This window comes from Gleimia hominis, from assembly GCF_032085515.1.
Taxonomy (GTDB): Bacteria; Actinomycetota; Actinomycetes; order Actinomycetales; family Actinomycetaceae; genus Gleimia; species Gleimia hominis.
Map to the genome: position 1 here is coordinate 1 of NZ_JASXSX010000002.1, position 24,415 is coordinate 24,415.

Genomic DNA, 24,415 nt, shown 5'->3' on the forward strand with positions numbered 1-24,415 from the left:
AAACAAAAGAAAAAACAAAAACAAAAAGCAAAAAAAGCCAAGAAAACACACTATCAAGTTCACAAACAACCCCACCACACACAATGCGGTCCAAGCTTAATAGTTTGGAGCATCAGCGCAGGTAAGAATCCTCAAAAAATATCTGAGGAAGAGCCGTTAAAGGAAATGTTTTAGCCATTTCCGAACGACCCGGCCACTTACTCTAGCAACTCAGTTTCTTTCAGTCAACTTCGCTCGTTGTGAGCGTTGTGACATCTGTTTGCTATCGCAGTGACTTCCACCTTCGCAGTTCCGATTTCTTCAGCGCTGCAACCGGCGGCGAGAAACAACATTACTCAGGTTCTACTTTTAACACAAATTTCTTTGCGGTGACAAGCACCACACCCTGTTTCCACTGCGTGCATACCGTGGTGATTCGCTGCAAACACACGGGTTACGCCCGGTTACCTTAACAGCAGCATAGTCCTTGCGACTGCATGAAGATTACACGAAATCGGGGTGCGAACTAGGTATTGCTCGCACCCCGACCTTAGGTGTTCCGACTCGTCGACTAGATCCGTTCCATAATCAGTTCACGCACGCGCCCAGCATCTGCCTGGCCACGCGTAGCCTTCATGACCGGTCCAATCAACGCGCCCACGGCAGCCATCTTTCCGCCCCGGATCTTTTCCACCACATCCGGGTTAGCGTCCATGGCTTGTTCAACCGCTTCAATTAAAGCACCGTCGTCCGAAACGACTTTCAAGCCACGCTTTTGCACTACTTCCGCGGGGGAACCTTCCCCAGCCAGAACCCCTTCAAGTGCCTGCCGCGCGAGTTTGTCGTTCAAAGAACCGTCATCAACCAAGGCTTGTAGCTGCGCGAGTTGCTTCGGGGTAACGGCAAGCTCTGACAGTTCCACGTCCGCCTCTTTCGCGGTGCGCGAAAGTGATCCCATCCACCACTTGCGGGCAGCAGCCGGCGTGGTCCCTTCCGCTACGGTTTCCTCAATGAGGTCTACTGCATCTGCAGATACCACGTCGCGCATTTCCATTTCAGTAAAGCCCCATTCTTCACGCAGTCGACGCCGACGCACTGCAGGTAGTTCAGGTAGCCCCTCACGCAACTGCTCCACCCACTGCCTCGGGGGCGCTACCGGAACCAAGTCCGGCTCTGGGAAGTAACGGTAATCCTCCGCATCTGACTTCTCACGCCCAGCAGACGTAGTGCCATCTTCAGCGTGATAATGCCGGGTCTCTTGGATCACCCGCTCACCACTAGAAAGGCGCGCGGCCTGCCGCGAAATTTCGTAACGAACCGCTTTCTCGATGGCGCGGAAAGAGTTCACATTCTTCGTTTCCGTCCGGGTGCCCAGCGGAGCATCCGGCGACTCACGTAAGGACACGTTGACGTCCGCGCGAACGTTCCCCCGCTCCATCCGTGCCTCAGACACGTCCAGGGCTCGGAAAATATCGCGCAGCGTCTGCACGTACCGCGCTGCCACCTCCGGAGCGCGCTCCCCCGCTCCCTCAATAGGTCGGGTCACAATCTCTACAAGTGGTACGCCCGCACGGTTGTAATCCACCAGCGAGTAGTCCGCGCCTTGAATCCGCCCGTCAGCACCACCGACGTGCGTGTTCTTCCCCGCGTCCTCCTCCATGTGGGCTCTTTCAATCTGAACTCGGAAGATTTCCCCATCCTCAAGTTCAACATCCAAATAGCCGTCAAACGCAATCGGTTCGTCGGACTGCGAAGTCTGGTAGGCCTTCGCCAAGTCGGGGTAGAAGTAGTTCTTGCGTGCAAACCGGCAGTGCTGCGCGATCTGGCAGTTGAGCGCTAGGCCAATCTTGATTGCGTACTCCACCGCTGTGTGGTTCACCACGGGGAGGGAACCGGGGAGCCCTAGCGAAACTTCCGTGATATTCGTATTCGGCTCACCCCCGAACACGTTCGGGGCTGCGTCGAACATTTTCGTTTTTGTCCCCAGCTCCACGTGTACTTCCAGCCCGAGCACCGGGTCGAACTGTTTTACCGCATCCTGGTACTTCATTAACTTAGTCATATCCACAGTTCCTCTCACCACTGCGCCGCTGGGTTGTGTGGCTCCACGTCCGCAAAGTCTTGAACGAACGACGCCACCTTGTACATGAGCTCGTCTTTACGCGCCGGCGCCAACACCTGCAAGCCAACCGGCAGGCCATCTGACAATCCAACTGGGACGCTCACGCCCGGCACACCCGCAAGGTTCGCGGGTATCGTCGCAATGTCATTCAAGTACATAGACATGAGGTCCTGTGGTTTATCGTCAAAGCGGAACGCCGTGGTCGGCGACGTGGGAGTAGCCAACACATCCACTTTCTCGAACGCAGCCGCGAAATCGCGTTGCACCAGGGTGCGAACCTTCTGCGCGTTGCCGTAGTACGCATCGAAGTAACCGGCCGACAGCACGTGGGTTCCCAAAATGATGCGCCGCTTCACCTCATCGCCAAACCCGGCCTCGCGCGTTGCCGACATCATCCGCTCCGCCGTCACCGGCCCGTCCTCAGGCAACACCCGCAACCCGAAACGCACGCCATCAAAACGCGCTAAGTTAGACGAGGCTTCAGCGGGCATAATCAGGTAATACGCCGCTAACGCGTATTCGAAAGACGTGCAATCAACTTCAACAATCTGCGCGCCACGTGCTTTCAGTGCTTCAACTCCGGCGTTGAAAGCGTCGATAACCCCACGTTCATATCCTTCGCCAGTCATCTGCTTGACCACGCCGATGCGCAGACCCGATAGATCCTCACCCCGGTTCGCGACCGCTTCAGCCATCGACTGGGGCATGTCGTTGAGCGACGTGGAATCTAGTGGATCGTGCCCACCCACAATGTCTTGCAGCGCCGCGGCATCCGCCACAGACCGAGCGACCGGCCCAATCTGATCCAAGGAAGAAGCCATCGCCACCAGACCGTAGCGCGAAACCGCCCCATACGTTGGTTTAGCCCCCACCGTGCCGGTTACCGAACCGGGCTGGCGGATCGAACCACCCGTATCCGACCCCAGCGCAAGCGGCGCCATGTACGCAGCCACAGCGGCCGCACTGCCACCACCGGAACCACCGGGAATCCGCTCCGGGTCCCACGGGTTACCGGTACGCCCAAACGCGGACGTAGCGGTCGTGGACCCCATCGCGAACTCATCCATATTAGTTTTCCCCAGGATCGGCATCATCGCCGCCTGAACGCGTTTCACCACCGTGGCGTCATACGGAGGAATCCACCCCTCCAACATTTTCGACGCACACGTCGTGGGCATGCCACGCGTAACAATGTTATCTTTCAACGCGATCGGCACCCCGGCAAACGCCGGCAATTCCTCCCCGCGTTCGCGGGCGGCATCGACCTGGCGCGCGGTGGCTAACGCCCCCTCACGATTAACAAACAAAAACGCGTGAATCTTCCCGTCAAAACGTTCAATCCGATCCAAACACGCCTGCGTCAACTCTTCCGACGTGATTTCCCCATCGCGAAGCATCTGCGCCATCTGCGTCGCAGTTTTCAAAAGGACATCCGTCACGTCTTATTCCTCCCCTAGAATCTGCGGCACCCGGAACATACCATCTTGAGGTTCAGGCGCACTCTTCAGCGTTTCCTCACGGTCCAAAGTTGGCTCAACCTCGTCCTCACGCCACACATTCTCGAGCGCAATCGGGTGAGATGTAGCTGGAATATCATCTTTAGCAACCTCCGAGACCTTCGCCACTGACTCGGCTACAACATCGAGTTCACCAGCGAAACGATCGATCTCTTCATCGGTCAGAGCAATATGGGCTAGCGCAGCAACGCGAGCCACCTCTTTTGAAGAAATAGTCGACATGTCCTCCAGTATAGAAGCTCACAAACACGCGCGGGTAACTGACCAGAAACGCGCATGGGTAACTGACCGGTCAAAGTGGACCCGCTGAGCACTGCGCTTGTCGGATTCATTCCCCCTTGGCAACAACGCTAGAGTAGACGTATGAACCGCCGACTCCGTTCCAAAGTGGGGAAAGTCCTCACTAGACTGCCAAAACTGACTCGACTGCCAAAACCCGAACGCGCCCTACGCGTGGCAAAATACGTAGGATTGTCGGCGCTGGGCGTCCAAGCCACGCTGATCGCATCCCTACTGATAGTTGACGAGGTTCGTAAACGCCGCACCAGCCCGCGCAGCTTCCCAGCCCTGGACCCCATTGACACGCGCATTGCCGACAATACGATCACTACGTACACGGAAGCGCGCTCCCTATATAGCGACATGCTCAACGCGATTAACACGGCCGAAAAATACGTCTTTTTCGAAACCTTCCTGTGGAAATCCGACCGGGTGGGACAACGTTTTAAAGATGCGCTCATCGCAGCGGCAGACCGCGGGGTGCAGGTGTACGTCATTTACGACGGGTTCGGTAACCTCGTGGTGGATCCGCGGTTCAAAATCTTTCCGAAGCACCCGAATCTGCACGTAGTTCGCGTCCCTGAGATCCGCACCGGACTGCTGGTTTTGAACCTGCGAAAAACCGGGCGCGACCACCGAAAACTACTCGTAGTTGACGGTCACATCGGTTTCGTCGGCGGGTATAACATCGGTAAACTCTACGCGGACGCGTGGCGGGACACGCACGTACGTATTGCCGGGCCAGCAGTGTGGGAGTTAGATAACGGGTTCGTGGACTTTTGGAACCTGTTTAAAAAGCGCAATCAACCCACCCTGCAAGATCGCGGGGCCCGGCGGTGGAACCCCAGCATCTTCGCTGCGTTGAACCTCCCCTCCCACATGCTTTACCCCGTGCGGGGGCTTTACATTGACGCGTTAGACCGCGCTAGTGAAAAGGCGTTACTGACCTCCGCGTATTTTATTCCAGACGGTGAGATTCTCCGCGCCCTCATAAACGCAGCTCGGCGGGGCGTGAAAGTGCGCATACTTGTGCCGGAGCATTCGAACCACGTGGTTGCCGACTGGGTATCGTCGGCGTTCTTTGACGAACTATTAGCCGAGGGCGTGGAGATCTACCAGTACAAGCACACTATGATCCACGCGAAAACAGCTACCGTTGATGGCCACTGGTCCACTGTGGGAACCGCGAATATTGATCGCCTATCTATGTTCGGGAACTTTGAGATCAATATGCAGTTCCACTCCACCGACTACGCGAAGGTGTTGCAAGACATTTTTGATAATGACTTGACCAACTCGAAGCGTTTAACTGCCGCTAGATGGGCTCAGCGACCCGTCTTACGACGAGTCGCTGAGAAGATTTTGAAACCGCTTGCGCCCCTCATGTGAGCTCCCCGGCTTGTTACGCTGTGAGCTCCCCGGCTGGTTGCAGTTGCCGGCTCCGATCTGAGTTTGCAGGCGCTTGGGGTTTGTTAACCGTGCGTTAAACCGCGGGGCTTAGACTACTCGACGGGCACGTGCTTTGCGGCGTTTGAGGGTGCGGCGTTCGTCCTCGCTCATCCCACCCCAGACGCCTGCGTCCTGGTTGTTGTCGACCGCCCATTTGAGGCAGATTTCTTTGACCTCACAGGTTGCACACACAGCTTTTGCTTCAGCTGTTTGCGCGATGGCGGGACCGGTATTGCCGATGGGGAAAAACAGCTCCGGGTCAACGCTCAGGCAAGCGGCACGTGTACGCCAGTCCATTGTTTATGGCTCCTCCAAAATAAAAACGATCGAGACGTGCGCGTCCCGATCTGATCATTGATTTCTTGCGACGCCTCAAGTTTTACTGAACTTCTCTTATGACGCAAGGGTTTTGAGCTTGTATCACATGTCTTTTAATGTGCAAATCCTCACGTTGATTATTCACCTGGGACTCACTATTATTTTACGTCCAATATCGCAGCCAATTTTGTTCGCAAACGACCCACACGCGCTGGGGATTATGAGCGTGGGTCCGGGCGTAAAGCGGAGGCCGAAGCGCCCGCATTGCCGCACCTTCAACTTCCCCCACTATGGTGAGTGCACGCCCCATTTTTCGTGCAATTCCCTCACTTTGCATGCCCAGTTCTAGCCCTGTGTATTTATGCAGTTCAACTTGCAGTTCCCCGGTTGCTTCCCGAGCGGTTTCCTCCACTGCTTCCGAGGTATACCCCAAGATTATGAGGCTATCTATAGTCGTGTTTTCTGCCGTTTCCAAGAGCGCATCGACAGTTAGTGACGGAGTTCTTTCTTCGGGTTTTTCAGCTGCTTGCAGTGTTTTAACGGATGGTGACACTTGGGTTAATGCAACACTAACCGTTCGTATATGCCTCCAGCGCAAGGTCATGAGTGAGACGCCTGCTTTGGCGTCTTGTTCCCCACTGAGCGCCTCACACATCTGCACTTGGTAGCGATCCAACCCCGCGAGTTGCGCTTGGGTTGGGGTGATTGAGGCCAGTACGTACTGTAATTCTCTGGTGGTCAGCAGATCACTCGGGTCAAGGCCGACGATGGTTATGCCACTGTTTCGTTTTGCCCACCGCTTCCAAATACTTTTCCCACTGCCGTGCCCCCATTCGTCGTCCATGGCTTCAATGAGTGTGGACAGGTCTGGGATGATTATGGGGCGGTCGGTACCCCAGGCTCGTTCTAGCTGGTAGAGCGTGGCTTCTAAGTCTTCACTTTTGTCTACGCGCAGCACGGCGCGTTCACTGGCATGAACCTGGAGGTACTGGTTGATGTGCGCGATGGCCGCATTCTTTGAGTCGGGTTCGGCAACTATCGCTACGGGCGCCTTGGGCAGCTTCAACGGCGTGTAGGCCCGCACTTGCGGGTTGTCCGCGAGCGCGAACGGTACCGCGGCATCTGCGGGCGTGAGGCTCAGTGTTTGTTTTACAAATTGTTCGCTCACTACCGCGGGGAGGGGTGGTTTCCACAGTGCGGCGCCGGCGTGGGTGCGGGGTGTCGAAACGCTGGTGGGGGCAACATCGCAGTACGCCCATTGGATTGTTTTTAATTGCCCGGTGTCGATTATGGCGCGTCCGGGAATGCGCGGGAGTTTTGCTGCGTCGTCGACCCCGAGGATGTCGAGGGACTGTGACACTTGAGCGGTTCGTAGGCAGATGCGTAGCGTCAGATTCGCGCGCATTTGTGCGGTGATTACGCCGCCGGGGCTTTGGGTACCGGCGATCAGGTGGATTCCCAGGGACCTGCCGCGCGCAGCCATGTCGACCAGGCTGTCCATTACTTCTGGGTGGGTGCGCACCACGGCGTGGAACTCATCGATGACCAGGAGGATTCGGGCGGGTGCGGAACCGGCTCTTTCCCATTCTGAGAGGTCGGCGTACCCGCGTTCGGACAGTTGGATTTCTCTTTGCCGAATCTCGTAGTCCAGGCTTTGGATCGCGCGGATCGCCAGGCGTGGGGTGAGGTCGGTGACGAGCCCGACGCAGTGTGGTAGCTGTGCGAGTTTGCTGAAGGTGGCCCCGCCCTTGTAGTCGAATAGGACGAGTTGGAACTGTTCTGGTGGGTAATACCGTGCCATTTGCATGATCCAGGTTCGCAGTGCCTCAGATTTTCCAGAACCAGTAGTGCCAGCTACCAGTGCGTGGGGGCCGTCGCGCACGATGTCTAGCGTGTCGATGCCCGCACCAATCGGAACTGCCAGTGACCCCGGTTCAGCCTTGATAGCGGGAAGCTCTGATACCTGCAGACGAGGTGGCAGCGTCTGTTCACGAGCAGATTGTTTGAGCGCCGTATTCGCGGTGGTTATGGGCGGCGGACCAGCAAGTTTTAGAACCACGCGTGCGTTTGGCATTTTCCCTATTCGTGCGAGTGTTTGCGCACCGGATTTTACGATGAGGCACTTGCTTCCGCGTTCCTGTAGTTCCGCGTGGGTCACGGTGCAGTCCCACAGTCCACGGTGCCTGGCTTGCAGTAAAATTTGGTGGGCAATCCACAACTGCCACGCTTCCATTTTCTCGCCCAACACAGAAATCGACGCACCCCAGGCGATGTGAGTGTCTCTGCGGCGCGGGCGTTTTCTGCGGCACATCAAGATTGTGAAAATGTAGCGGCGTTTGAACTCCGGTTCAATGTTCAAGTTCAGGGGGAGCTGGTTCTTGAGATTGCTTGGATTCTCACTGTGTTCAGATGCTTGTAGCTCTAGTGCTTGGTGGGTGGCTAGGAGGGGAACGTGCCAGATGTGACTGCGCCGAGCCAGGGACCAGTAGAGGAGTGAGAGCAGTATGGCGGCAATAAACGCTGCTGCGCCCCAGGCGGAGATGAAGCGCCACAGCAGCCACCCGATGCTCAGCAGGGGGAGGAAGTAGAAGAGTTTCTGCCAGGTGAAACGCGCTCTCTTGGGGCCTTGCAGCGCGTCAACGACCACGGGGATTGACACTTCTAGGCCAGACACTTCCCATTGGAAAAGGTTTTTGCCGATTCCAATTACCCCTCCGGTTTTTATGTGTGCGCGTGTGCGGCGGCGCAGCCAGTACCGGTTGTAGGCAAATCCGGGGAGGAATCGAAGTGGTTTGCCGCTATAGGTACCGTTGACTGACTGTTTGTCGATAACCTGCATGTGCATTCGCCGTCGGGTTAAATGCACTAAGACTTCGCAGTGTTCGCGAGACACTTGCGGGTCTGTTATGGGAGTTCCGGATCGGCCTAGCGTCAGTGCCTGGTTGGCGTGCACCGGTATCACGAGGCCGCGGTCTGGCCCGTCAATGCACGTTAGATACGTAACTTCTGGCATGGGCCTATTGCACCGCTTTGGGAGGCCTAAATACCTGCCCGGCCTAGTTTCCTGTGGTTACTAGAATGCTGTGGATAGCGCTTGTCCACAAGCGGATTAGATAAACACTCCGAAATTGTGTGCTTGCCATGCTTCGCGAAACACGATTCGCTAGCCCTACGCGTACCGAGTGTCTTTGCACAGCCGTCGTGATGCGCACCGACCTAGAGTTAGGAGTTCATAAATGTTGGTGAATGGGGAACAATAGTTGTTATGAGCGAAGAAGTGGCAGATACCTTTGAGCAGGCGCGTGAACGCTGGCAAGAACTGGTCGATACGATCGAGCAGGCCCGGGTGGAGTACTACCAGCAGGACGCCCCCACTATGCCAGATGCGCGCTACGACGAGTACTTCCAAGAGCTCACGAGTCTTGAGGCGGAGTATCCGCAGCTAGTATCTGCCAATTCTCCAACGCAAACTGTGGGTGGGTATGCGTCCGAAGCGTTCGCGCCCGTTCAGCATGACATTCCTATGCTCAGCCTCGATGACGTGTTCAGTGTGGAAGAGACCCACCAGTGGTTAGATAGGTGCCGGCGCAGCCTCGGGGAAGTGGCCCCAACGTTGACCGCTGAAGTTAAGGTCGATGGGCTCGCCGTTTCCATACTCTACGTAGATGGGGTATACACGCGCGCAGCTACGCGCGGGGACGGGCGCGTGGGTGAGGACGTGACCGCTAACGTAGCAACGATTACGAACGTGCCCCACCAGTTGACCGGTTCGAATATCCCCCACCGGGTTGAAGTGCGCGGGGAAGTGTACTTCCCTCTTTCCGATTTTGAGGAGTTAAATACGCGCCGCGAGAAATTGGGGAAGCAGAGGTTTGTGAACCCACGCAATGCGGCAGCTGGGTCACTGCGGCAGAAAGATCCTCAGGAAACTGCGAAACGACCACTTGCAATGGTGGCGCACGGGATTGGGGTTTTTGAGGGGGCGGACCTGCCCGATAGTCAACACGAGTGGTATGAGCTGATGGCGGGGTGGGGTATTCCCACGTCTTCGTATACGCGTCTGGTGCAAACTCACGAGCAGGTTGATGAGGCGATTGAGTATTTTGCGGCGCATCGCACCGAGCTTTCCCACGAGATTGATGGGGTGGTGTTCAAGATTGATTCGCGGTCGGACCAGGCGCAGTTAGGGGCCACGTCGCGGGCCCCCCGGTGGGCGGCGGCGTACAAGTTCCCGCCGATTGAAGTGCAAACCAGGTTACTGAGCATTGACGTGCAGGTTGGTCGCACGGGCCGGGTGACGCCGTTTGGGTTGATGGAAAAAGTGCTGGTGGCCGGCTCCCATGTTTCTCGCGCTACATTGCATAATGCGCAGGAGGTGGCACGCAAAGGAGTGCTGGTGGGTGACCTGGTGATTGTGCGTAAGGCCGGCGATGTGATTCCCGAGATTGTCGGGCCCGTTAAAAGTGAGCGCGATGGTACGGAAAAGCCGTGGCATATGCCGACGCAGTGCCCGTCGTGTGGAACCACCCTAGCCCCCGCGAAAGAGGGGGACGTGGACTTGCGGTGTCCGAATCAAGAATCGTGCCCCGCCCAGATCACGGAGCACATTGCGTATATCGGGGGCCGGTCCGCGCTCGACATTGAGGGGTTGGGGGATGAATCCGCGCTTGCTTTAACCCAGCCGGAAGCGGGGCGGGACATGGTTGTTGAGGCACTCACCCGCGGCCTCAGTGTTCACTTGCGCGACGGGTCGGTTAAACAGTTAGACACTGAGGGGCTGCACCCCTCGGAGTACGCGCAAGCAGCGCAATCCCTGCTGCCACCCCCTCAAGAACCGGTGCTTAAATCTGCAGCGGAACTATTTGACCTCACGGAAACTCGGTTACAACACGTGTACACGTGGATGCCCGCGATGGCACGGGAGCGCGCGGGAGCGGAGCCGACGGTAGATCATTGGGAGGCGGTTCCTACTTTTTGGACGAAAGGCAGGGTTAAGAAAGACGGCACTTTCGCGAAGGGCGGGGAGCCGAAACCGTCCAAGAGTTTGCGGTCAATGCTGAACGAGTTGGAGAACGCGAAGACGCAGCCGCTGTGGCGCGTCCTGGTTGCCCTGTCGATCCGACACGTGGGCCCCACGGCTGCGCAGGCTCTGGCGGCACACTACCGCACCATGGCGGCGATACGCGACGCGAGCGTGCAAGAGCTAGCCCAAATCGACGGGGTGGGGGCGGTTATTGCCCAGTCTATTCACGACTGGTTCGCAGTGGATTGGCACGTTGAGATCGTGAGAGCGTGGGCGCGCGCGGGCGTGCGGATGGAAGACGAATCCGGGCCCGAAGTTGAGCAAACCCTCAGTGGGCTGACGATCGTTGTGACCGGTACAGTCCCGGGCTACGACCGGCAGGGGGCGAAAGAAGCGATTGTCGCGCGGGGCGCGAAAGCCGCTTCGTCCGTGTCGAAAAAAACTTCCCTCGTGGTCGCTGGGCCGGGCGCGGGTTCAAAACAGGCGAAGGCTGAGCAACTAGGGGTTCCCGTGCTCGCTTCCGACCAGTTCGAGCACCTCCTCGAACACGGGTATGACGCCGGTGCCTAACCGCCTAAACGTCCCTAAACCGGATTGCCTAAACTTCCCACAGCCAGATTGTGGTACTCCCTGCATAATCGGGAATTCTTAGCACCATCCGTCTACTTTAAAGAAAACTCTAGGTGCGCCAAGCACCGGAACCCGAATGCCGCGCTCACTTGTCTTCTAGGAGCGCGTGGATCCGAACGCGAGTGCCGTGCGTGTGGCTGCGCCGCTCCCACTCGATAGAGCCCGACAGTTCCCCAGCTACGACCGTGGCGACAATCTGTGTGCCGAGCCCCGACCGGGCCCTGCCCTCATCAATCCCAACCCCATCATCGGTAACGGTGACTTCTAGCTTGCGGCCCGAACGGTGTGCTTCCACAACCACTACCCCACCGCCGTCCACGTACCCGTGTTCAACTGAGTTAGTGACCAGTTCCGTCAGCACCGTCGCTAAGGCTTGCGCAGCGTCAGCATCTACCTCACCGAAACTACCGCGAATATCCACCGACACCTCATGGTGGTGGGTAGCTACAACCGAGGCGAGCCGCAGCACTTCTTTCGCAACCTCATCGAAATCCACGTGCTCATCCACGTTCTGCGACAGTGCTGCGTGTACGGTAGCGATCGCACTGACCCGCCGCTCCGCTTCCGTCAACGCCTCCCGCACTTCCTGGTTATCCGATCGGCGTGCCTGCAGCCGGATCAGTGCCGACACCGTCTGCAAGTTGTTCTTAACCCGGTGGTGAATCTCGCGAATAGTGGCGTCCTTAGTCATCAGCTCCAGCTCACGCCGTCGCATCTCCGACACATCCCGGGTGAGCAGCACCGCACCAATCCGCACGCCGTCCTCAATTAACGGAACCGCGCGGATCGTTATGGTTGAACGCCCGTGAGACAGTTCACTGCGCCAACTGGCTTTCCCCATCACCACAACCGCGAGGGTTTCGTCTATCTGCTGGTCTTCCTTGACAATATTCGTCACGTCTTCAATGAGGGACCGTCCGATCGGGTCCTCTTGCAAACCTAACCGGCGCAGGCAAGACACCGCGTTAGGGGTGAGTTGTTTAACTACCCCTTCCGCGTCAATCAGGATCGCCCCATCCATCACGCGCGGCTGCCCGTGTGTGACAGATGTGGGCGTCGCATCGTAGGGATACTCACTGGTGGCGATCATGTCGCACAGCGTGTCCGCGGCCTCCACAGTCCACGTTTCCGCACCAACCAGAAAGCCGAGCGAAGACAGGTTTGATTCGCGGGTTATAACTGCGATCGACCGGCCCTTACGCACCACGGGAACCACGAACTCGGTGCGCGCATACGTACCCAACCACGTGGGAGCAGCGGAATGAAGCACCTGCTGCGCTTCCATGGCCTGCCGCAGCCAAGCCTCCCGCGTCGGTTGCACGTAAAGCCCCACCACATCATCCATATGCACCGTCGACGCCGTTGAGGGGCGCGCGTGTGCCACCGCTTGGAAACGGCCATCGCGCGTTGGTAACCACATGACGAGGTCCGCGGCCGCCAGGTCCGACAGCATTTGCCAGTCGGCTAGAATCAGGTGTAGCCAGTCGAGGTCCTCATGGGTCAAGCTATCGCCCAGCGGGCCCTTGGCGAGTTCAGTAAGGCTCTGCATGGCTATAACTCTACCTACCCGCGTGCGGTGGGGATAGAAAAAGGACACAGAAAATGCAGATAGACCAGGTGTTGCACTACCCCACTTCGCTGGCGAACGTGTGGGATATGTTCGCTGATGAGCAGTTCCACCGCACCCGTTTAACCTCCGCCCCGGTTACTGTGGAAGACGTGGAGGTCCGCCGCACTCCTCACGAGCTAGAGATTGCGGTCCAACTTACCGGGGATCCTGAAGCGTCCCCACTCCCCTCCAGTTTCCTGAGGTTCTTGCCACGCGGCCCGATAGAGCTCACGGTTAGAGAGGTCTGGGACCTCAAGACCGCGCGTGGGAAAACGACAATAGACACCATCTTGCCAGTTCGGGCACAGGTTGAATCCGCGCTCACTGCAGTGAGTGCAGACGGCGCGCGCGAAGAGGTGGAACGTAAACTCACTGGAACGCTAACCATTGCGGTGCCCCTCATGGGAAAAAGTTTGGAAAGCAAAGCGGGCCAGTACCTACCACAAATGCTGCGCGCAGAAGAACAAGCGGCGCAGCAGTATTTACAACAAAACTGACCGGGCGCAGGTCCAGCACAAACCCCACCTGGTGTGCAAAGCGAGCCAAACTGGTGCGCGAACCGGGCCTGGCTGCGCTGGTGGTCGCGACATACGTTCTAAGCGAAACCACTAGCCAACCCGCGGGCCCATTGAGAAGATACAGGTATGAGTAAAGCAATTTGGGTTGAACGTACAGGCAAGGGCACGTTTGTTGGGAAAACTTCGGACGGTGCGGAAGTGAAAATCGGTAAGGCCGAGGGCATGTTCAGCCCCGGGGACCTGCTGAAGATTGCGCTCGCCGGCTGCAACATTATGTCTGGGGACGCGCGTTTGGCAGCCGTTTTGGGCGACGACTACGATGCGACCGTTGGGATTAGCTCCGATTACGATAAAGAGTCGAACCGGTACACGCACATGGACGTTGAAATCGTCGCAGACACAACCCAGCTGTCTGATGAGGAGCGTGAACAACTCCACCGGCGCACCCGTTCCGCCATTGACCGGCAGTGCACCGTGGGCCACACCCTGACGCAGGGGATGGACTCGGATTTGCAGTTCTCCTCCGACTTCTAACCACCACCTTGGCGTGGTAAAAGTACACCCAGGCAGGTAAGAGCCGCCCGGTGGTAACCGCCGCTAGACAGGCGCGCGGGCGTGCGGACTAGTGGGTTAAGAAACGTCCAGTAAACTATACAGTTGCCGCTCCTAATAGTTATGGAAGAAGGTTTCAGCGTGCCGCTTTTTAACAAGAAAACCAGTTCTTCAGCAGCCGTGACACTAAAAAACGCGGGCAATGCGATCAAGAAGCTGCCCTCCGCGCGTTCGTTCACGGACGTGGTGGACATCATGATGGACGTCCCGCAAGAAGCGATTGAACAAAAGATCGCTGACCTACGCAGCCAAAACCCGCAAGCCACACCCGCGGATCTGGCACACATCGTCACCAAGCAGTTCCGCCGAATTGCCGCGGTCTCTTCCGGGGCCGTAGGAGCGGGCGCGGCCTCCCCCGGCATCGGAACTGTTGCTGGCGTAGGGTTATCTACCGCGCAGCTCGCCGCGTTCATAAGCCAGGCCGGATACTACGTGCTAGAAATGGCATACATTTACGGCGTTCCCACCGAGGATGTTGACAAGCGTCGCCTGCTCGTATTGACGGCGCTACTGGGCGAGGACGGCGCCGAGTTAGCTTCGAAACAGCTGGGGATTTCCACCCTCACCGCTTTGCGCGGATACGCCACAGACCTGCAGCGACAAGCCTTGCGCCGGGTCAATAAGTCCCTCACCAAAGTGGCTAAACGCCAGGTCGCTAAGCGCGGTGCGTCCGCAACACTGGGCCGCTTAATGCCGTTCGGAATTGGTGCGGCAGTGGGCTGGTTCGTAGGCCGGTCGATGGCTAACAACGTCATTTCTGGAACGGAAGCAGCGCTCGGGCAAGCTCCGGCCGAGTTCACGCAGCCCATACAGGTCGACGTGCAGGTGGACGTGGTAGATACAGACCGGGCAAAGGCGGAGTCTGACAGTGGCAATTAATACGGCATACGAAGACCTGCTGCGGGACGTATTCACCAACGGAGTGGCGAAAGATGACCGCACCGGAACGGGAACAATATCCGTGTTCGGCCGGCAAATGCGGTTCAACCTGGCGGAAGGTTTTCCACTCGTCACCACCAAACGCGTGCACCTGAAATCTGTTGTGGGCGAGCTTTTGTGGTTCCTCTCGGGCGATTCGAATGTGCGGTGGCTGCAAGAGCACGGGGTGCGGATTTGGAACGAGTGGGCAGATGAGAACGGTGAGCTCGGCCCCGTTTACGGGGTTCAGTGGCGCAGCTGGCCCACCCCCAGTGGCGAACACGTAGACCAAATCGCGTCCGCCCTGCAGACACTGCGGGAAAATCCGGATTCGCGCAGGAACCTGGTGTCCGCCTGGAACGTCGCCCAGTTGTCAGACATGGCTTTAATGCCGTGCCACGCGTTCTTCCAGCTATACGTGGCGCAAGGCAAGCTTTCCCTGCAGGTGTATCAGCGTAGTGCCGACATGTTTCTGGGCGTGCCGTTCAACATTGCGTCGTACGCGCTGCTGACTCACATGTTCGCCCAGCAAGCTGGTTTAGAAGTTGGGGAACTCGTGTGGACCGGTGGGGACTGTCATATCTACAACGACCACTTCGAACAGGTAAAAACCCAGCTGGCACGCGAACCGTTCGACATGCCCCACCTGAAGTTGCACCACGCCCCCTCAATATTTGATTACAAGTTTGAGGACGTGGAAGTGGAGGATTATCAACACCACCCCACGATCAAGGCTAAAGTGTCGGTTTAACACGGCCATGCTGAGGATGATTTGGGCGCAAGACCGACACCGTTTTCTAGGAACTGGCCGGGCGATGGCGTGGCACGTGCCGGCGGATTTCGCGCATTTTAAACGTGAAACCATGGGGTCCACGCTGATTATGGGCCGCCGCTCGTGGGAAGCATTAGGGCGGAAGAATCTACCCGGACGTGAATCCGTGGTAATCACTTCGCAGCGAGACTACGTGGCGGCCCCAGCGTATTTAGCGCATTCGCTTCCGCAAGCCATCGAAGTTGCCCAAGGATTGGGCCGGCCCGTGTGGATTACCGGTGGGGCGCAAGTTTACGAGCAGGGCATGGAGTTTGCCGACGAGCTCGTTGTCACCGACTTGGACTTAGAGGTGGCGCATACCGAAGGGGTGTACGCACCGACGGTGGATCTGGATGTGTGGCGCGCCGACCCGCAGCGTTCAGATTCCCAGTGGCGAGCCCAGTCGGGTGACGCGCGTTGGAAAGTCACTACTTTTGTGCGCCGCGCCCCGCTTCCCAGCGGGCACTAGCAGCACCGGTTAGAAACCCCTCCCCTGTGCACCTGACTGCCGCGCGCACCAGCAGTTATTTAAAAAGCCCGAGGCTTTCCAGCCAGTCGCGCGCAATCGTGGAGGCCGCTGCCTGCTCGTCGACGGAGCGGGCGTTTAGGTTAATCAGTGTGTCCTGATCTAGGGCCGCGTTGATGCGCTCCACCACCGCGGTTGCTTTCAAGGGGACCCGATCAGATCCGAGGGTCATAACGTTTTGCGGCAAGATCATCGACTCCGGATCGTCCAAGGTGACGAACTTGTTCTTTTTGATCGCCGGGTCGGTTGAAAAAATATTCGCTACCTGCACATCCTTATCAAGTAGCGCTTTAACCGTGAGGGGCCCACCTGAGTCTTGAATGGGCACCAGAGTAGACTCCACCCCGTAAACACGCTTCAACCCACCGGTGCCGTAGGGACGGTCTTTGAACTCCGCATTGGCCCCAACCTTTACCGCGCCACCTAGTTTCTTCAGGTCACCGATTGTTTTGACCCCGTGTTTCTTAGCGGTTTCACTGGTGACGTTGTAGGAATCCTGGTCAGATGCTTGAGCGTATGAAAACGCGTGGATTTGTTTCGGTAGCACCCGCGGCAAGTCTTGCCAGATCTCCTCAAAAGTCCGCGCCTTCGAATCCTTGTCGTAGTATTGCAGCAAGTTCCCCGCGTATTCGGGGAAAATATCAATTGCGCCGGCCTCCATTTCTGGCATCACCACTTCGCGCGAACCGATCTGCATTTCTCGGCGAACTTTGAAACCGATTTTTTCGAGGCCTTGCGCGTAAGCTTCCGCGATTATTTCTGCTGAATAATACTGTGAGGATCCCACCACTAACGTGGGGTTCGCACTGTCTGAATCAGTCTCTCTGAACGGGTCCGCGTTCGAGCAAGCGGCCAGCGCCACTGGAGACAGTAGCGCGCCCATCAGGGCGGTCCGCCTTGAAACGGTTCCGTTACTGGCGGTGTTCTGGGTTGATTTGTGTTTGCGCATGAGGTTACCCCACTTTCTGAGTGGTTGCGGCGATTGCAGCCAACCCGGGGTTCTTGTGGGTGAAGTACCGCATTATCGCCATGAATAAGATTTCGGAAGCTATTGCGAGCGCGACGACCAGCAGGGAGCACGCCACCATGAGCGCGTAGTTTTGAGTGCGCAGCCCCAAGAACAGGTAGCGTCCTAACCCGCCGGATCCCACGTAGGCAGCGAGGGTTGCGGTGGCTATCACCTGCAGGGACGCGGACCTTAAACCACCAATAATCAAAGGGATTCCAAGTGGTAGCTGCACCTTCGTAATCACCTGCCGGCCTGTCATTCCCTGCGCGTGCGCGGCATCGACAATGTCGCGGGACGCCACTTCAACTCCCGAGTACGTGCCCGCCAAGATAGATGGGATCGCGAGGACAACGAAGGAAATCATAGGTGCCGCTAAACCTATTCCGAGCCAGATCCCGAAAATCGTGAGCACACCCAATGTGGGGAGGGATCGCATCCCACCCAGTAGGGTCACCGCGAGGGTGCGAAGGTGGCCGGTATGACCGATGTATATGCCAAGCGGAATCGCAATAAGGCTTGCCAGCAGTACACCCAGCATGGAGTACCACGCGTGTTCGAACGTGCGCATGAGGATCCCGTCTGCTCCCGTCCAGTTCGCACCAGTGGAGAGCCATTGCAGGGCTTCTAGTAGGTAGTTCATTTTTTACCCTCCGCCGTGAGGTGTTTTTGGAAGGGCATGATTATTCGCCCTAGGACCACGAGCAGTGCGTCTATGACAAACGCCAGCAAAGTGGTGAGGATAATGCCGGCAAGCACTTCGACGACGATACCGCGTTGAAACCCGTCGGTAAAAAGTGTGCCCAACGATTTGATTCCCAAGACCGCGCTGACGGTGGTGAGTGAAATCGTGGAAACAGCTACCACCCGTAAACCAGCAAGTATGGCTGGCCCAGCTAGTGGCAGTTGCACCATGAAGAACCTGCGGGTGTTCGAGTAACCGGAGGCCGTGGCTGCGTCGAGCAGATCGGCGTTGACCGACCCGAGTGCATCTGCGGTTGCGCGGACCATGAGGGCACACCCGTATACCGTGAGCACGATGTGAACGTTGGTTGGGGACCTCAGGGGAATCCCGAAAATCAGGGGAATAAATATGAATAGTGGCAGCGATGGGATTGCGTATAGTAACCCGGTGGAAGTAAGTGTGACTTCCCGGATCCGCGGGTGTGTGATCGCCAGTTTTGCGACGGGCACGGAAATGATTAGGGTCGCAGCAATCGCGGGAATCGCGAGCCACAGGTGTGAAGTGAAGGCTTGGAGGATGATTTCGTAGTTGTTGCGGATCCACGTCATGCGCGGTCTCCTTCAGTGCCGTTTATCCGCCCGAGCGGGCGACCAACGTCGTCGAGGACAATGTCGCCTTTGCGTTGTAGCTGCCGGCCGCGGTGAAGTCCGAGGAAGTTGTCGACGAACTGGTCGTCACTGGTCGCCAGGATCTCTTCGGGGCTGCCTTCAGCACGGATGTGCGCGCCTTCGGCGAGCAGGACCACGCGGGTTGCGAGCCGGAGGGCTTCGTCTACGTCGTGGGTTACGAATACGATTGTGGTGCCCAGTTCGCGTTGCAGATTAAACGTGAGGTCTTGTAGTTGCCGGCGCACGACGGGGTCGACGGCTGCGAATGGTTCGTCCATGAGCACGATGTTCGGTTCCGGTGCGAGTGCCCGCGCCACCCCAACGCGTTGGGCTTGCCCACCGGACAGCTGCGTGGGGTACCGGTCTGCGAGGTTCGGGTCGAGTCCCACGAGCTCCATCATTTCTAAGCCGCGTTCGCGCCGCTGCGCCTTCTTTTTGCCTAGTAAACGCAGTACTGTAGTGACGTTTTGGAGTACGGTGCGGTGCGGCAACAACCCGGAGCTTTGCATGACGTAGCCAATGGAGCGCCGTAGTTCCACGGGGTTGGCGTCCGCCACATTTGCGTTATCGATTAGGACGGTGCCTTCGGTGGGCGTTTCCATCCGGTTAATCATTCTGAGTAGCGTGGTTTTTCCACAGCCAGAGGAACCGAGGAACACGTGGAGTGTGCGCGAATCTATAGTTTGGTTAAAGTTATCTACCGCCGGGCTGTCGGTGCCCTCAAATTTTTTTGTAACCGATCGAAACTCGATCATTATTTGCCCATCTATCGATGCCAAGTAGTCTGCTTAGACTAGCGGGCACCGCGCGGCCACGCAAAAGATAGGTAAACAGTTCTTCTTAGTGGCCCGCTGGGGGTTACCAGCAGAGGTAGCTCGCGGGGGCTACCAGCGGAGGTTGCGCGCGGAGGTAACCAGCGGAGGTTGCGCGCACAAAATCAGTGCCCGCTCGACCGGCTCTTAGGGCCTACGTCAAAGACTTGTGGTACACATAGTCGCGTTCATGCACGGGTTCAGCCACCTGTTCGATAAATGAATACCCGAAGCGCTCATACAGGCCCTCATGCTGGGTAACTATGTACACTTCTTCCCAACCGTGCGCAACTGCGTGGGCTTCCAAGAACGAAACTATTTTCCTAGCTACCCCCTGCTTGCGGTGCGCCGGGTCGACGTAAATGAACGCTACCCACGGGCGGTAGCGCGCAATCGGAATGAAATCTTGATCCACCAGAGCTCCGAACCCGATGATGGGCGCGGATTCTTCTTGCCCGGTTTGCGCAAAAAACAGTTGCGCGTAGGATCCGAATCTTTCGTGGAACGTCCCCGCACTCAGGTACTTGTGTAGGAACTTCCCAGCACCCCACTTTGCATCTTGCAAGTACTGTAGGGGCACCGCAGAATCAGTGAAATCCTCAAACGAACGAAAATGAACCATCCCAAAAGTGTATGCCAGCGGGTTCGAAGACAACTACTAAACAATCACTAAACACTCCCATTGAGTGAATAAACTGCAACCCTTCCATGAATCTCCGCCACGCTTTTCCCACATTATTCGCGTAATTACTCCGCATATTTGCGACGCAAATGGTAACCTCAAATTACTAAACCCTTTTAGTTTAGAGTTTTATCACTCGAAGATGAGGTGACATATGGAAATAAATAAGCGGGCGGTGCAACCCGGCTTGGCAAGCAATAGCGGCCCGGCAAGCAGTAGTGGCCTGGCGAGCAGTAGTGGCCTGGCAAGCAGTAGCGGCCCGGTAAGTAGTAAACGCAGAGTGGGGCTGAGCGCAATAGTTCTAACCGCTCTGGTGGGATTGTTGGCGGTACTTGGGTTCAGTGCCCCGACGGCGCAAGCGCTGGGCGACACCCCGGTGGACCAAATCCACAACGTGAACCCCGGGGCGGATAAACACTTCCAGGTGTACTACCGGGCGTGGCGCGACGTGACGATGCGCGGCGTAAACACGGATCTGCCGGACGAGAACTGGATTTCTATGTACGACATCCCCTACGGCGTGGATGTGGTGAACATTTTCAGTTACGTTCCGCCGGGGCAGGAAAAGCAGGCGCAACCGTTCTACGACAAGTTGAAGAACGATTACGGCCCGTACTTGCACAAGCGGGGAATCCGCTTGGTCCGAGGGCTTGGCTACGATTCTATGGTTGAGGAGTTCCACGACTTCCTTAAGGAACGCGGGGTTGACGTAGCAGATGCGAAGGCAGCAGATTACGACGCGTACGCAGATAAGCTCATTGCCGACAAGGTGGAATCCATTGGCGTGGACGGGCTGGATATTGACATGGAAACCTACCCGGATGCGGATGAGGTGAAGGTGTCGGATCAGATTATTCGCGCGCTCGCGAAACGCTTGGGGCCACTTTCTAACAACCCGCATAACACGATGCTGCTGTATGACACGAACACGGCGTTCCCCGGTCCGCTTGAGAATGTGGCAGATGCGTTCAATTACATTGCGTTCCAGCAGTACGGTTACGATGCGACAACTACCCGCAACGTAATAGATGCCTTCGCGAAAATTGTGCCGGCTTCTAAGATTGTGCCGGGCTTAACGTTCCCGGAGGAGCAGGATCCAGTTAACCGTTGGCTCGATGCAGTGGAGCCGTATGAATCCTCGCACATTAATAGCGTGTCAACCTACGTTAATGAAAACGATCTGGGCGGAATGTTCCTCTACGCGTTCGACCGCGACGGCCGCACGTATGATGAGCACGATTGGAACCACATTATTCCGTCTAACCTATTGTGGACAAAGACCGCGATTGCGCAGTCGCAAGGCATGACTTTGCAGCAGGCGAAAGCGGCGGCGAAGCATTTTCTTAAACGCAGTGAAAGCGATAAACCTGTTCCTGCTAGTGTTCGATCAGACGTAGATAAGGCCACTAATTTGTATGAGGTTTTCAAGGCCGTGCTGGGTGGGAGCGATAACGATGGGTATTCCTCTAAGTTTGACCCCACTTATGAGCGTCTGCTGATGGCTAATGAGCAGGCGCAGCCCACGGACCCGACTCCGGAACCGTCTAGCCCGGAAACCACTACTCCCCCGGAGAACGAAACCACGGATCCGGGCGCAAGCACCGGGCCTGGCGCGAAGCCCACGCCGGGCACAAGCACCGAGCCAGGTACGCAAGGAGAGCACAGTACACCGCAAGCAAGACCGGGCAAATCCGTGCCTGCTAAGAAAACGACCAAAGTAAAGAAGTTGGCACGGACCGGTTCAAACGTTGGCCTGTTGGCAACACTCAGCTTCGGTGTCCTAGCCGTTGGAGCAGCTGCGACCGCGATGCGGCGCCGCCACCGGTAGTCAGTGCTGGGCCACTCTAGGGAGCAACCGCGCACGTAGCTAGCCTAGGTGTATCGGCTCGGCAAGCAGCTAGTTCAGGTTGTTGTTGCAGGGCCTCCCGCAATGATTAACTAGGCGGGCTTGCTGGTGTGGGCCGCGTGGATTGTACGGTCGAGTTCGTACAGGGCGATCTCCGTGGCCCGCACCTGGGTATCTAGGTCGATGCGTTCTAAAGGGGGAACGTGCATGAAGCCACCCACTGCGTGTGGGTGGCTTTCTGTGTAGCCCAGCAGCGTGTAAAGCACCGCGTTGCACACGTAGGTTCCTGCTGACAAAGAACTGGTAGCGGGAATCTCAACCGAATGCAACTGCTCTACTATGCGCCGCCAGTTAAAAGACGAGAACCGTGCGGCCGGCCCACCGGGTTCTAAAGGTTGATCCACAGGCTGCTCCCCCGCATTATCGGGCTTAGTACTGTCCGCGAGGTTCAGTGCTACTCGTTCTAGTTTCACTTGCTCAGAGTTCGCATCTAGGCCCAGAGCGAGGACTGCGTCTGGTTCAGTTTGCGCCAACACTGTTTTTAGCTGAGTGCGTGCCTTATCAAACTCTACGTGCAGCACGTGGGTGACGAGCTCGTGGCGGCCTTCAAAAACTTCGACGATTCGTTCGGTTGGGTTCACTTTGTTGCCGGCAAACGGTTCAAATCCGGTGAGTAGAATCCGCGTCATAAGTATCCTCCAAGAAGGTTGGGTGTGAAACGTGGGATGTACAAAAGGTCGGATGCAAAAAGGACTGATGTGAAACGGTCGGATGTAAAAGGTGGGACGTGGCGGGATACAACTAGGACGATTCGTTTAAAAATCTAATCCGCCGCCACGCCCCACGTCTGTGCAGGCACTTTGGCGCTACTCTTGCCGGCAGCAACCACGTACCTAAACCCAGGTGTTAACGCTGTGCGCTGCGTGCCGCAGGGGCTGCATTGAGAAATGCGAAACCCCAGCAGCACGCGGTTTGTGCGCAAAAGTTTTCGTTGAAGAAACGATAACGCGCATGTTTTGTGCGTGCAACTGGGGTTTTGACATACAATTTCACGGTGCTTGCTCTGCTTCGAATCGAAGTAGACGCGTTTTACATCACCGCGAGCGCGATCACGGGTAAAGGCCGCGTAGTTTGTGTGCGTCCAACACGCGTTCCACAGCTAGTACGGTTGCTGCCACGCGGAGCGTGACGTCCTTTTCTTTCGCATAGCGGTTAACGTCTTCCCACGAGGCCATCATGCGTTCACGCTGTTCGCTTTCTACCCGCTCTAGTGGCCAGAAGAAGTTGTCGCGCCCCTGTACCCATTCGTAGTAAGACACGATCACGCCACCGGAGTTCGCCAAAATATCAGGCACAACGGTGACCCCGTTTTCTTCAAAAATCTTGTCTGCGTCCCCGTCGGTGGGCCCATTGGCACCTTCCACGATAATGGGGGCGCGTACTTTGCCGGCATTCCCTTTATGGAGGACCCCTTCGACAGCTGCAGGTACGAGCACGTCGACGTCTAACGTTAAGAGCTCGTCGCCGTCGAGCGGTTCTGCTCCGTCAAATTCAACTACCTTACCGGTATTGTCCACGTGTTTTTCGAGGGCGGGAATGTCAATGCCATCTTCGTTGTAGAGGCCACCGAAGATGTCGGATACCGCAACGATCTTTGCGCCGCGTTCGTGCGCGATATGCGCTACTCCCCGACCGACTTTCCCGAAGCCTTGCACGGCCAGTGACACACCTTCCATGCTTTGGCCCGCCTGTTTGAGAGCGGCCTCAACCATGATCACTACGCCCAGGGAGGTTGATTGCGCGCGACCTAGGGAACCCCCTAGGGAGACTGGTTTGCCCGTGCAGATCCCGGGGACTGTGTAGCCTTTGAACTGCGAGTACGTGTCCATGATCCACGCCATGGTCTGCTCGTTAGTGCCGACATCTGGGGCGGGTACATCTTGTTCTGGCCCGATTATGGGGAGGATTTCTGAGGTGTAGCGGCGGGTTACGCGTTCCAGTTCCGCTTGCGAGTACTTGCTGGGGTCGATCGTGACTCCACCTTTTGCACCACCGTAGGGTAGGCCCACGAGCGCACACTTCCACGTCATCCACATTGCGAGGGCGCGAACCTCATCGATGTCTACGTGGGTATCGAAGCGGATACCGCCTTTTGCGGGGCCCCGGGTGAGGTTGTGTTGTACGCGGTAGCCGTGAAGTACCTCTTCGCTGCCGTCGTCGCGGCGGAATGGTATTGACACACTCAGTTCGCGCCGAGCGGCAGCGAGCATCTCGTATTCCGCGTCGGTGAACCCAAGTATCTTCTGAGCCTCCTTCAGCTGCTTCTTCGCGTCCTCGTACGGACTGGCGCGGTGTTCTGACATCTATGTCCCCTCTCTTTCGCCACCTTCTTGCGTGGCATTAGA

21 protein-coding genes are annotated in these 24,415 nt (G+C 57.1%); 8 read left to right on the plus strand and 13 right to left on the minus strand.

Annotated elements, in window-relative coordinates; translation table 11 throughout:
* Positions 1-550: 550 nt before the first annotated feature.
* Genes gatB through gatC form a run of 3 tightly spaced genes read right to left on the minus strand, consistent with a single transcriptional unit; the run spans position 551 to position 3,840 of the window.
* Positions 551-2,041: an Asp-tRNA(Asn)/Glu-tRNA(Gln) amidotransferase subunit GatB gene (gatB, locus tag QS713_RS06860; protein ID WP_313273828.1), complete on the minus strand. Its 1,491-nt coding sequence runs from the start codon at positions 2,039-2,041 to the stop codon at positions 551-553.
* 14 nt (positions 2,042-2,055) lie between these two features.
* Positions 2,056-3,540, minus strand: coding sequence for an Asp-tRNA(Asn)/Glu-tRNA(Gln) amidotransferase subunit GatA (gene gatA / locus QS713_RS06865; protein ID WP_313273830.1), 1,485 nt, complete (start codon positions 3,538-3,540; stop codon positions 2,056-2,058).
* Between the two features lie 3 nt (positions 3,541-3,543).
* On the minus strand, positions 3,544-3,840 hold the full coding sequence (gene gatC, locus QS713_RS06870; RefSeq protein ID WP_313273832.1) for an Asp-tRNA(Asn)/Glu-tRNA(Gln) amidotransferase subunit GatC: 297 nt from the start codon (positions 3,838-3,840) through the stop codon (positions 3,544-3,546).
* A 141-nt stretch (positions 3,841-3,981) separates the two neighbouring features.
* Between gatC and QS713_RS06875 the strand changes: the two genes are divergently transcribed.
* Positions 3,982-5,286, plus strand: a complete 1,305-nt coding sequence (locus QS713_RS06875) for a phospholipase D-like domain-containing protein (protein ID WP_313273835.1) — start codon at positions 3,982-3,984, stop codon at positions 5,284-5,286.
* Positions 5,287-5,394: 108 nt separating this feature from the next.
* Here the strand turns inward: QS713_RS06875 and QS713_RS06880 are convergent, their stop codons facing one another.
* Together QS713_RS06880 and QS713_RS06885 are read right to left on the minus strand one after the other, a co-directional pair.
* Positions 5,395-5,643, minus strand: coding sequence for a WhiB family transcriptional regulator (locus tag QS713_RS06880; RefSeq protein WP_102217088.1), 249 nt, complete (start codon positions 5,641-5,643; stop codon positions 5,395-5,397).
* A 184-nt stretch (positions 5,644-5,827) separates the two neighbouring features.
* A complete protein-coding gene (locus QS713_RS06885) occupies positions 5,828-8,677 on the minus strand; it encodes an FtsK/SpoIIIE domain-containing protein (protein ID WP_313273838.1) in 2,850 nt (949 codons plus the stop codon).
* A 252-nt stretch (positions 8,678-8,929) separates the two neighbouring features.
* Here QS713_RS06885 and ligA point away from each other — a divergent pair, with 252 nt between their 5' ends.
* Entirely contained in the window at positions 8,930-11,257 is a 2,328-nt protein-coding gene (gene ligA, locus QS713_RS06890) for an NAD-dependent DNA ligase LigA (RefSeq protein WP_313273841.1), read from the plus strand.
* 145 nt (positions 11,258-11,402) lie between these two features.
* On the opposite strand, the gene QS713_RS06895 is transcribed toward ligA, so the two are convergent.
* Positions 11,403-12,866 (minus strand): sensor histidine kinase, encoded by a 1,464-nt coding sequence (locus QS713_RS06895; protein WP_313273843.1) that lies wholly within the window; start codon positions 12,864-12,866, stop codon positions 11,403-11,405.
* A 53-nt stretch (positions 12,867-12,919) separates the two neighbouring features.
* Here QS713_RS06895 and QS713_RS06900 point away from each other — a divergent pair, with 53 nt between their 5' ends.
* The 5 genes from QS713_RS06900 (at position 12,920) to QS713_RS06920 (ending at position 16,254) form a co-directional block, all read left to right on the plus strand.
* Entirely contained in the window at positions 12,920-13,423 is a 504-nt protein-coding gene (locus QS713_RS06900; RefSeq protein ID WP_313273844.1) for a DUF2505 family protein, read from the plus strand.
* Between the two features lie 147 nt (positions 13,424-13,570).
* On the plus strand, positions 13,571-13,978 hold the full coding sequence (locus QS713_RS06905) for an OsmC family protein (RefSeq protein ID WP_313273846.1): 408 nt from the start codon (positions 13,571-13,573) through the stop codon (positions 13,976-13,978).
* A 159-nt stretch (positions 13,979-14,137) separates the two neighbouring features.
* On the plus strand, positions 14,138-14,935 hold the full coding sequence (locus QS713_RS06910) for a hypothetical protein (RefSeq protein WP_313273847.1): 798 nt from the start codon (positions 14,138-14,140) through the stop codon (positions 14,933-14,935).
* Complete coding sequence (locus QS713_RS06915; RefSeq protein ID WP_376779576.1) at positions 14,931-15,725, plus strand: thymidylate synthase; 795 nt, start codon at positions 14,931-14,933, stop codon at positions 15,723-15,725. The genes QS713_RS06910 and QS713_RS06915 overlap by 5 nt, the downstream gene beginning before the upstream one ends.
* Before the next feature lie 7 nt (positions 15,726-15,732).
* Positions 15,733-16,254 (plus strand): dihydrofolate reductase, encoded by a 522-nt coding sequence (locus tag QS713_RS06920; RefSeq protein WP_313273851.1) that lies wholly within the window; start codon positions 15,733-15,735, stop codon positions 16,252-16,254.
* 55 nt (positions 16,255-16,309) lie between these two features.
* Here QS713_RS06920 and QS713_RS06925 read toward each other — a convergent pair whose 3' ends face one another.
* The 5 genes from QS713_RS06925 to QS713_RS06945 form a co-directional block, all read right to left on the minus strand.
* The gene (locus tag QS713_RS06925; protein WP_313273853.1) at positions 16,310-17,260 is read right to left on the minus strand and encodes an ABC transporter substrate-binding protein; all 951 of its coding nucleotides are present in this window, start codon (positions 17,258-17,260) and stop codon (positions 16,310-16,312) included.
* A 4-nt stretch (positions 17,261-17,264) separates the two neighbouring features.
* Positions 17,265-17,960, minus strand: a complete 696-nt coding sequence (locus QS713_RS06930) for an ABC transporter permease (protein ID WP_313273855.1) — start codon at positions 17,958-17,960, stop codon at positions 17,265-17,267.
* A complete protein-coding gene (locus QS713_RS06935; protein WP_313273857.1) occupies positions 17,957-18,610 on the minus strand; it encodes an ABC transporter permease in 654 nt (217 codons plus the stop codon). The genes QS713_RS06930 and QS713_RS06935 overlap by 4 nt, the downstream gene beginning before the upstream one ends.
* Positions 18,607-19,425, minus strand: a complete 819-nt coding sequence (locus QS713_RS06940; RefSeq protein WP_313273859.1) for an ABC transporter ATP-binding protein — start codon at positions 19,423-19,425, stop codon at positions 18,607-18,609. Before QS713_RS06940 ends, QS713_RS06935 begins: the two co-directional genes overlap by 4 nt.
* A gap of 211 nt (positions 19,426-19,636) precedes the next feature.
* Positions 19,637-20,104, minus strand: a complete 468-nt coding sequence (locus QS713_RS06945; RefSeq protein ID WP_313273861.1) for a GNAT family N-acetyltransferase — start codon at positions 20,102-20,104, stop codon at positions 19,637-19,639.
* 214 nt (positions 20,105-20,318) lie between these two features.
* Here QS713_RS06945 and QS713_RS06950 point away from each other — a divergent pair, with 214 nt between their 5' ends.
* Positions 20,319-21,992, plus strand: coding sequence for an EndoS/ChiA family endoglycosidase (locus QS713_RS06950; protein ID WP_313273862.1), 1,674 nt, complete (start codon positions 20,319-20,321; stop codon positions 21,990-21,992).
* A 110-nt stretch (positions 21,993-22,102) separates the two neighbouring features.
* Here the strand turns inward: QS713_RS06950 and QS713_RS06955 are convergent, their stop codons facing one another.
* A complete protein-coding gene (locus QS713_RS06955) occupies positions 22,103-22,699 on the minus strand; it encodes a pyroglutamyl-peptidase I (protein WP_313273864.1) in 597 nt (198 codons plus the stop codon).
* A 420-nt stretch (positions 22,700-23,119) separates the two neighbouring features.
* Entirely contained in the window at positions 23,120-24,373 is a 1,254-nt protein-coding gene (locus tag QS713_RS06960) for a Glu/Leu/Phe/Val family dehydrogenase (protein WP_313273865.1), read from the minus strand.
* Positions 24,374-24,415: the final 42 nt, after the last annotated feature.

Coding starts and splice junctions, on each gene's coding strand:
- gatB (WP_313273828.1), bottom strand. CDS start 2,041: ATGACTAAGTTAATGAAGTACCAGGATGCGGTAAAACAGTTCGACCCG.
- gatC (WP_313273832.1), bottom strand. CDS start 3,840: ATGTCGACTATTTCTTCAAAAGAGGTGGCTCGCGTTGCTGCGCTAGCC.
- QS713_RS06875 (WP_313273835.1), top strand. CDS start 3,982: ATGAACCGCCGACTCCGTTCCAAAGTGGGGAAAGTCCTCACTAGACTG.
- QS713_RS06880 (WP_102217088.1), bottom strand. CDS start 5,643: ATGGACTGGCGTACACGTGCCGCTTGCCTGAGCGTTGACCCGGAGCTG.
- QS713_RS06885 (WP_313273838.1), bottom strand. CDS start 8,677: ATGCCAGAAGTTACGTATCTAACGTGCATTGACGGGCCAGACCGCGGC.
- ligA (WP_313273841.1), top strand. CDS start 8,930: ATGAGCGAAGAAGTGGCAGATACCTTTGAGCAGGCGCGTGAACGCTGG.
- QS713_RS06895 (WP_313273843.1), bottom strand. CDS start 12,866: ATGCAGAGCCTTACTGAACTCGCCAAGGGCCCGCTGGGCGATAGCTTG.
- QS713_RS06900 (WP_313273844.1), top strand. CDS start 12,920: ATGCAGATAGACCAGGTGTTGCACTACCCCACTTCGCTGGCGAACGTG.
- QS713_RS06905 (WP_313273846.1), top strand. CDS start 13,571: ATGAGTAAAGCAATTTGGGTTGAACGTACAGGCAAGGGCACGTTTGTT.
- QS713_RS06920 (WP_313273851.1), top strand. CDS start 15,733: ATGCTGAGGATGATTTGGGCGCAAGACCGACACCGTTTTCTAGGAACT.
- QS713_RS06925 (WP_313273853.1), bottom strand. CDS start 17,260: ATGCGCAAACACAAATCAACCCAGAACACCGCCAGTAACGGAACCGTT.
- QS713_RS06930 (WP_313273855.1), bottom strand. CDS start 17,960: ATGAACTACCTACTAGAAGCCCTGCAATGGCTCTCCACTGGTGCGAAC.
- QS713_RS06935 (WP_313273857.1), bottom strand. CDS start 18,610: ATGACGTGGATCCGCAACAACTACGAAATCATCCTCCAAGCCTTCACT.
- QS713_RS06940 (WP_313273859.1), bottom strand. CDS start 19,425: ATGATCGAGTTTCGATCGGTTACAAAAAAATTTGAGGGCACCGACAGC.
- QS713_RS06945 (WP_313273861.1), bottom strand. CDS start 20,104: ATGGTTCATTTTCGTTCGTTTGAGGATTTCACTGATTCTGCGGTGCCC.
- QS713_RS06950 (WP_313273862.1), top strand. CDS start 20,319: ATGGAAATAAATAAGCGGGCGGTGCAACCCGGCTTGGCAAGCAATAGC.
- QS713_RS06955 (WP_313273864.1), bottom strand. CDS start 22,699: ATGACGCGGATTCTACTCACCGGATTTGAACCGTTTGCCGGCAACAAA.
- QS713_RS06960 (WP_313273865.1), bottom strand. CDS start 24,373: ATGTCAGAACACCGCGCCAGTCCGTACGAGGACGCGAAGAAGCAGCTG.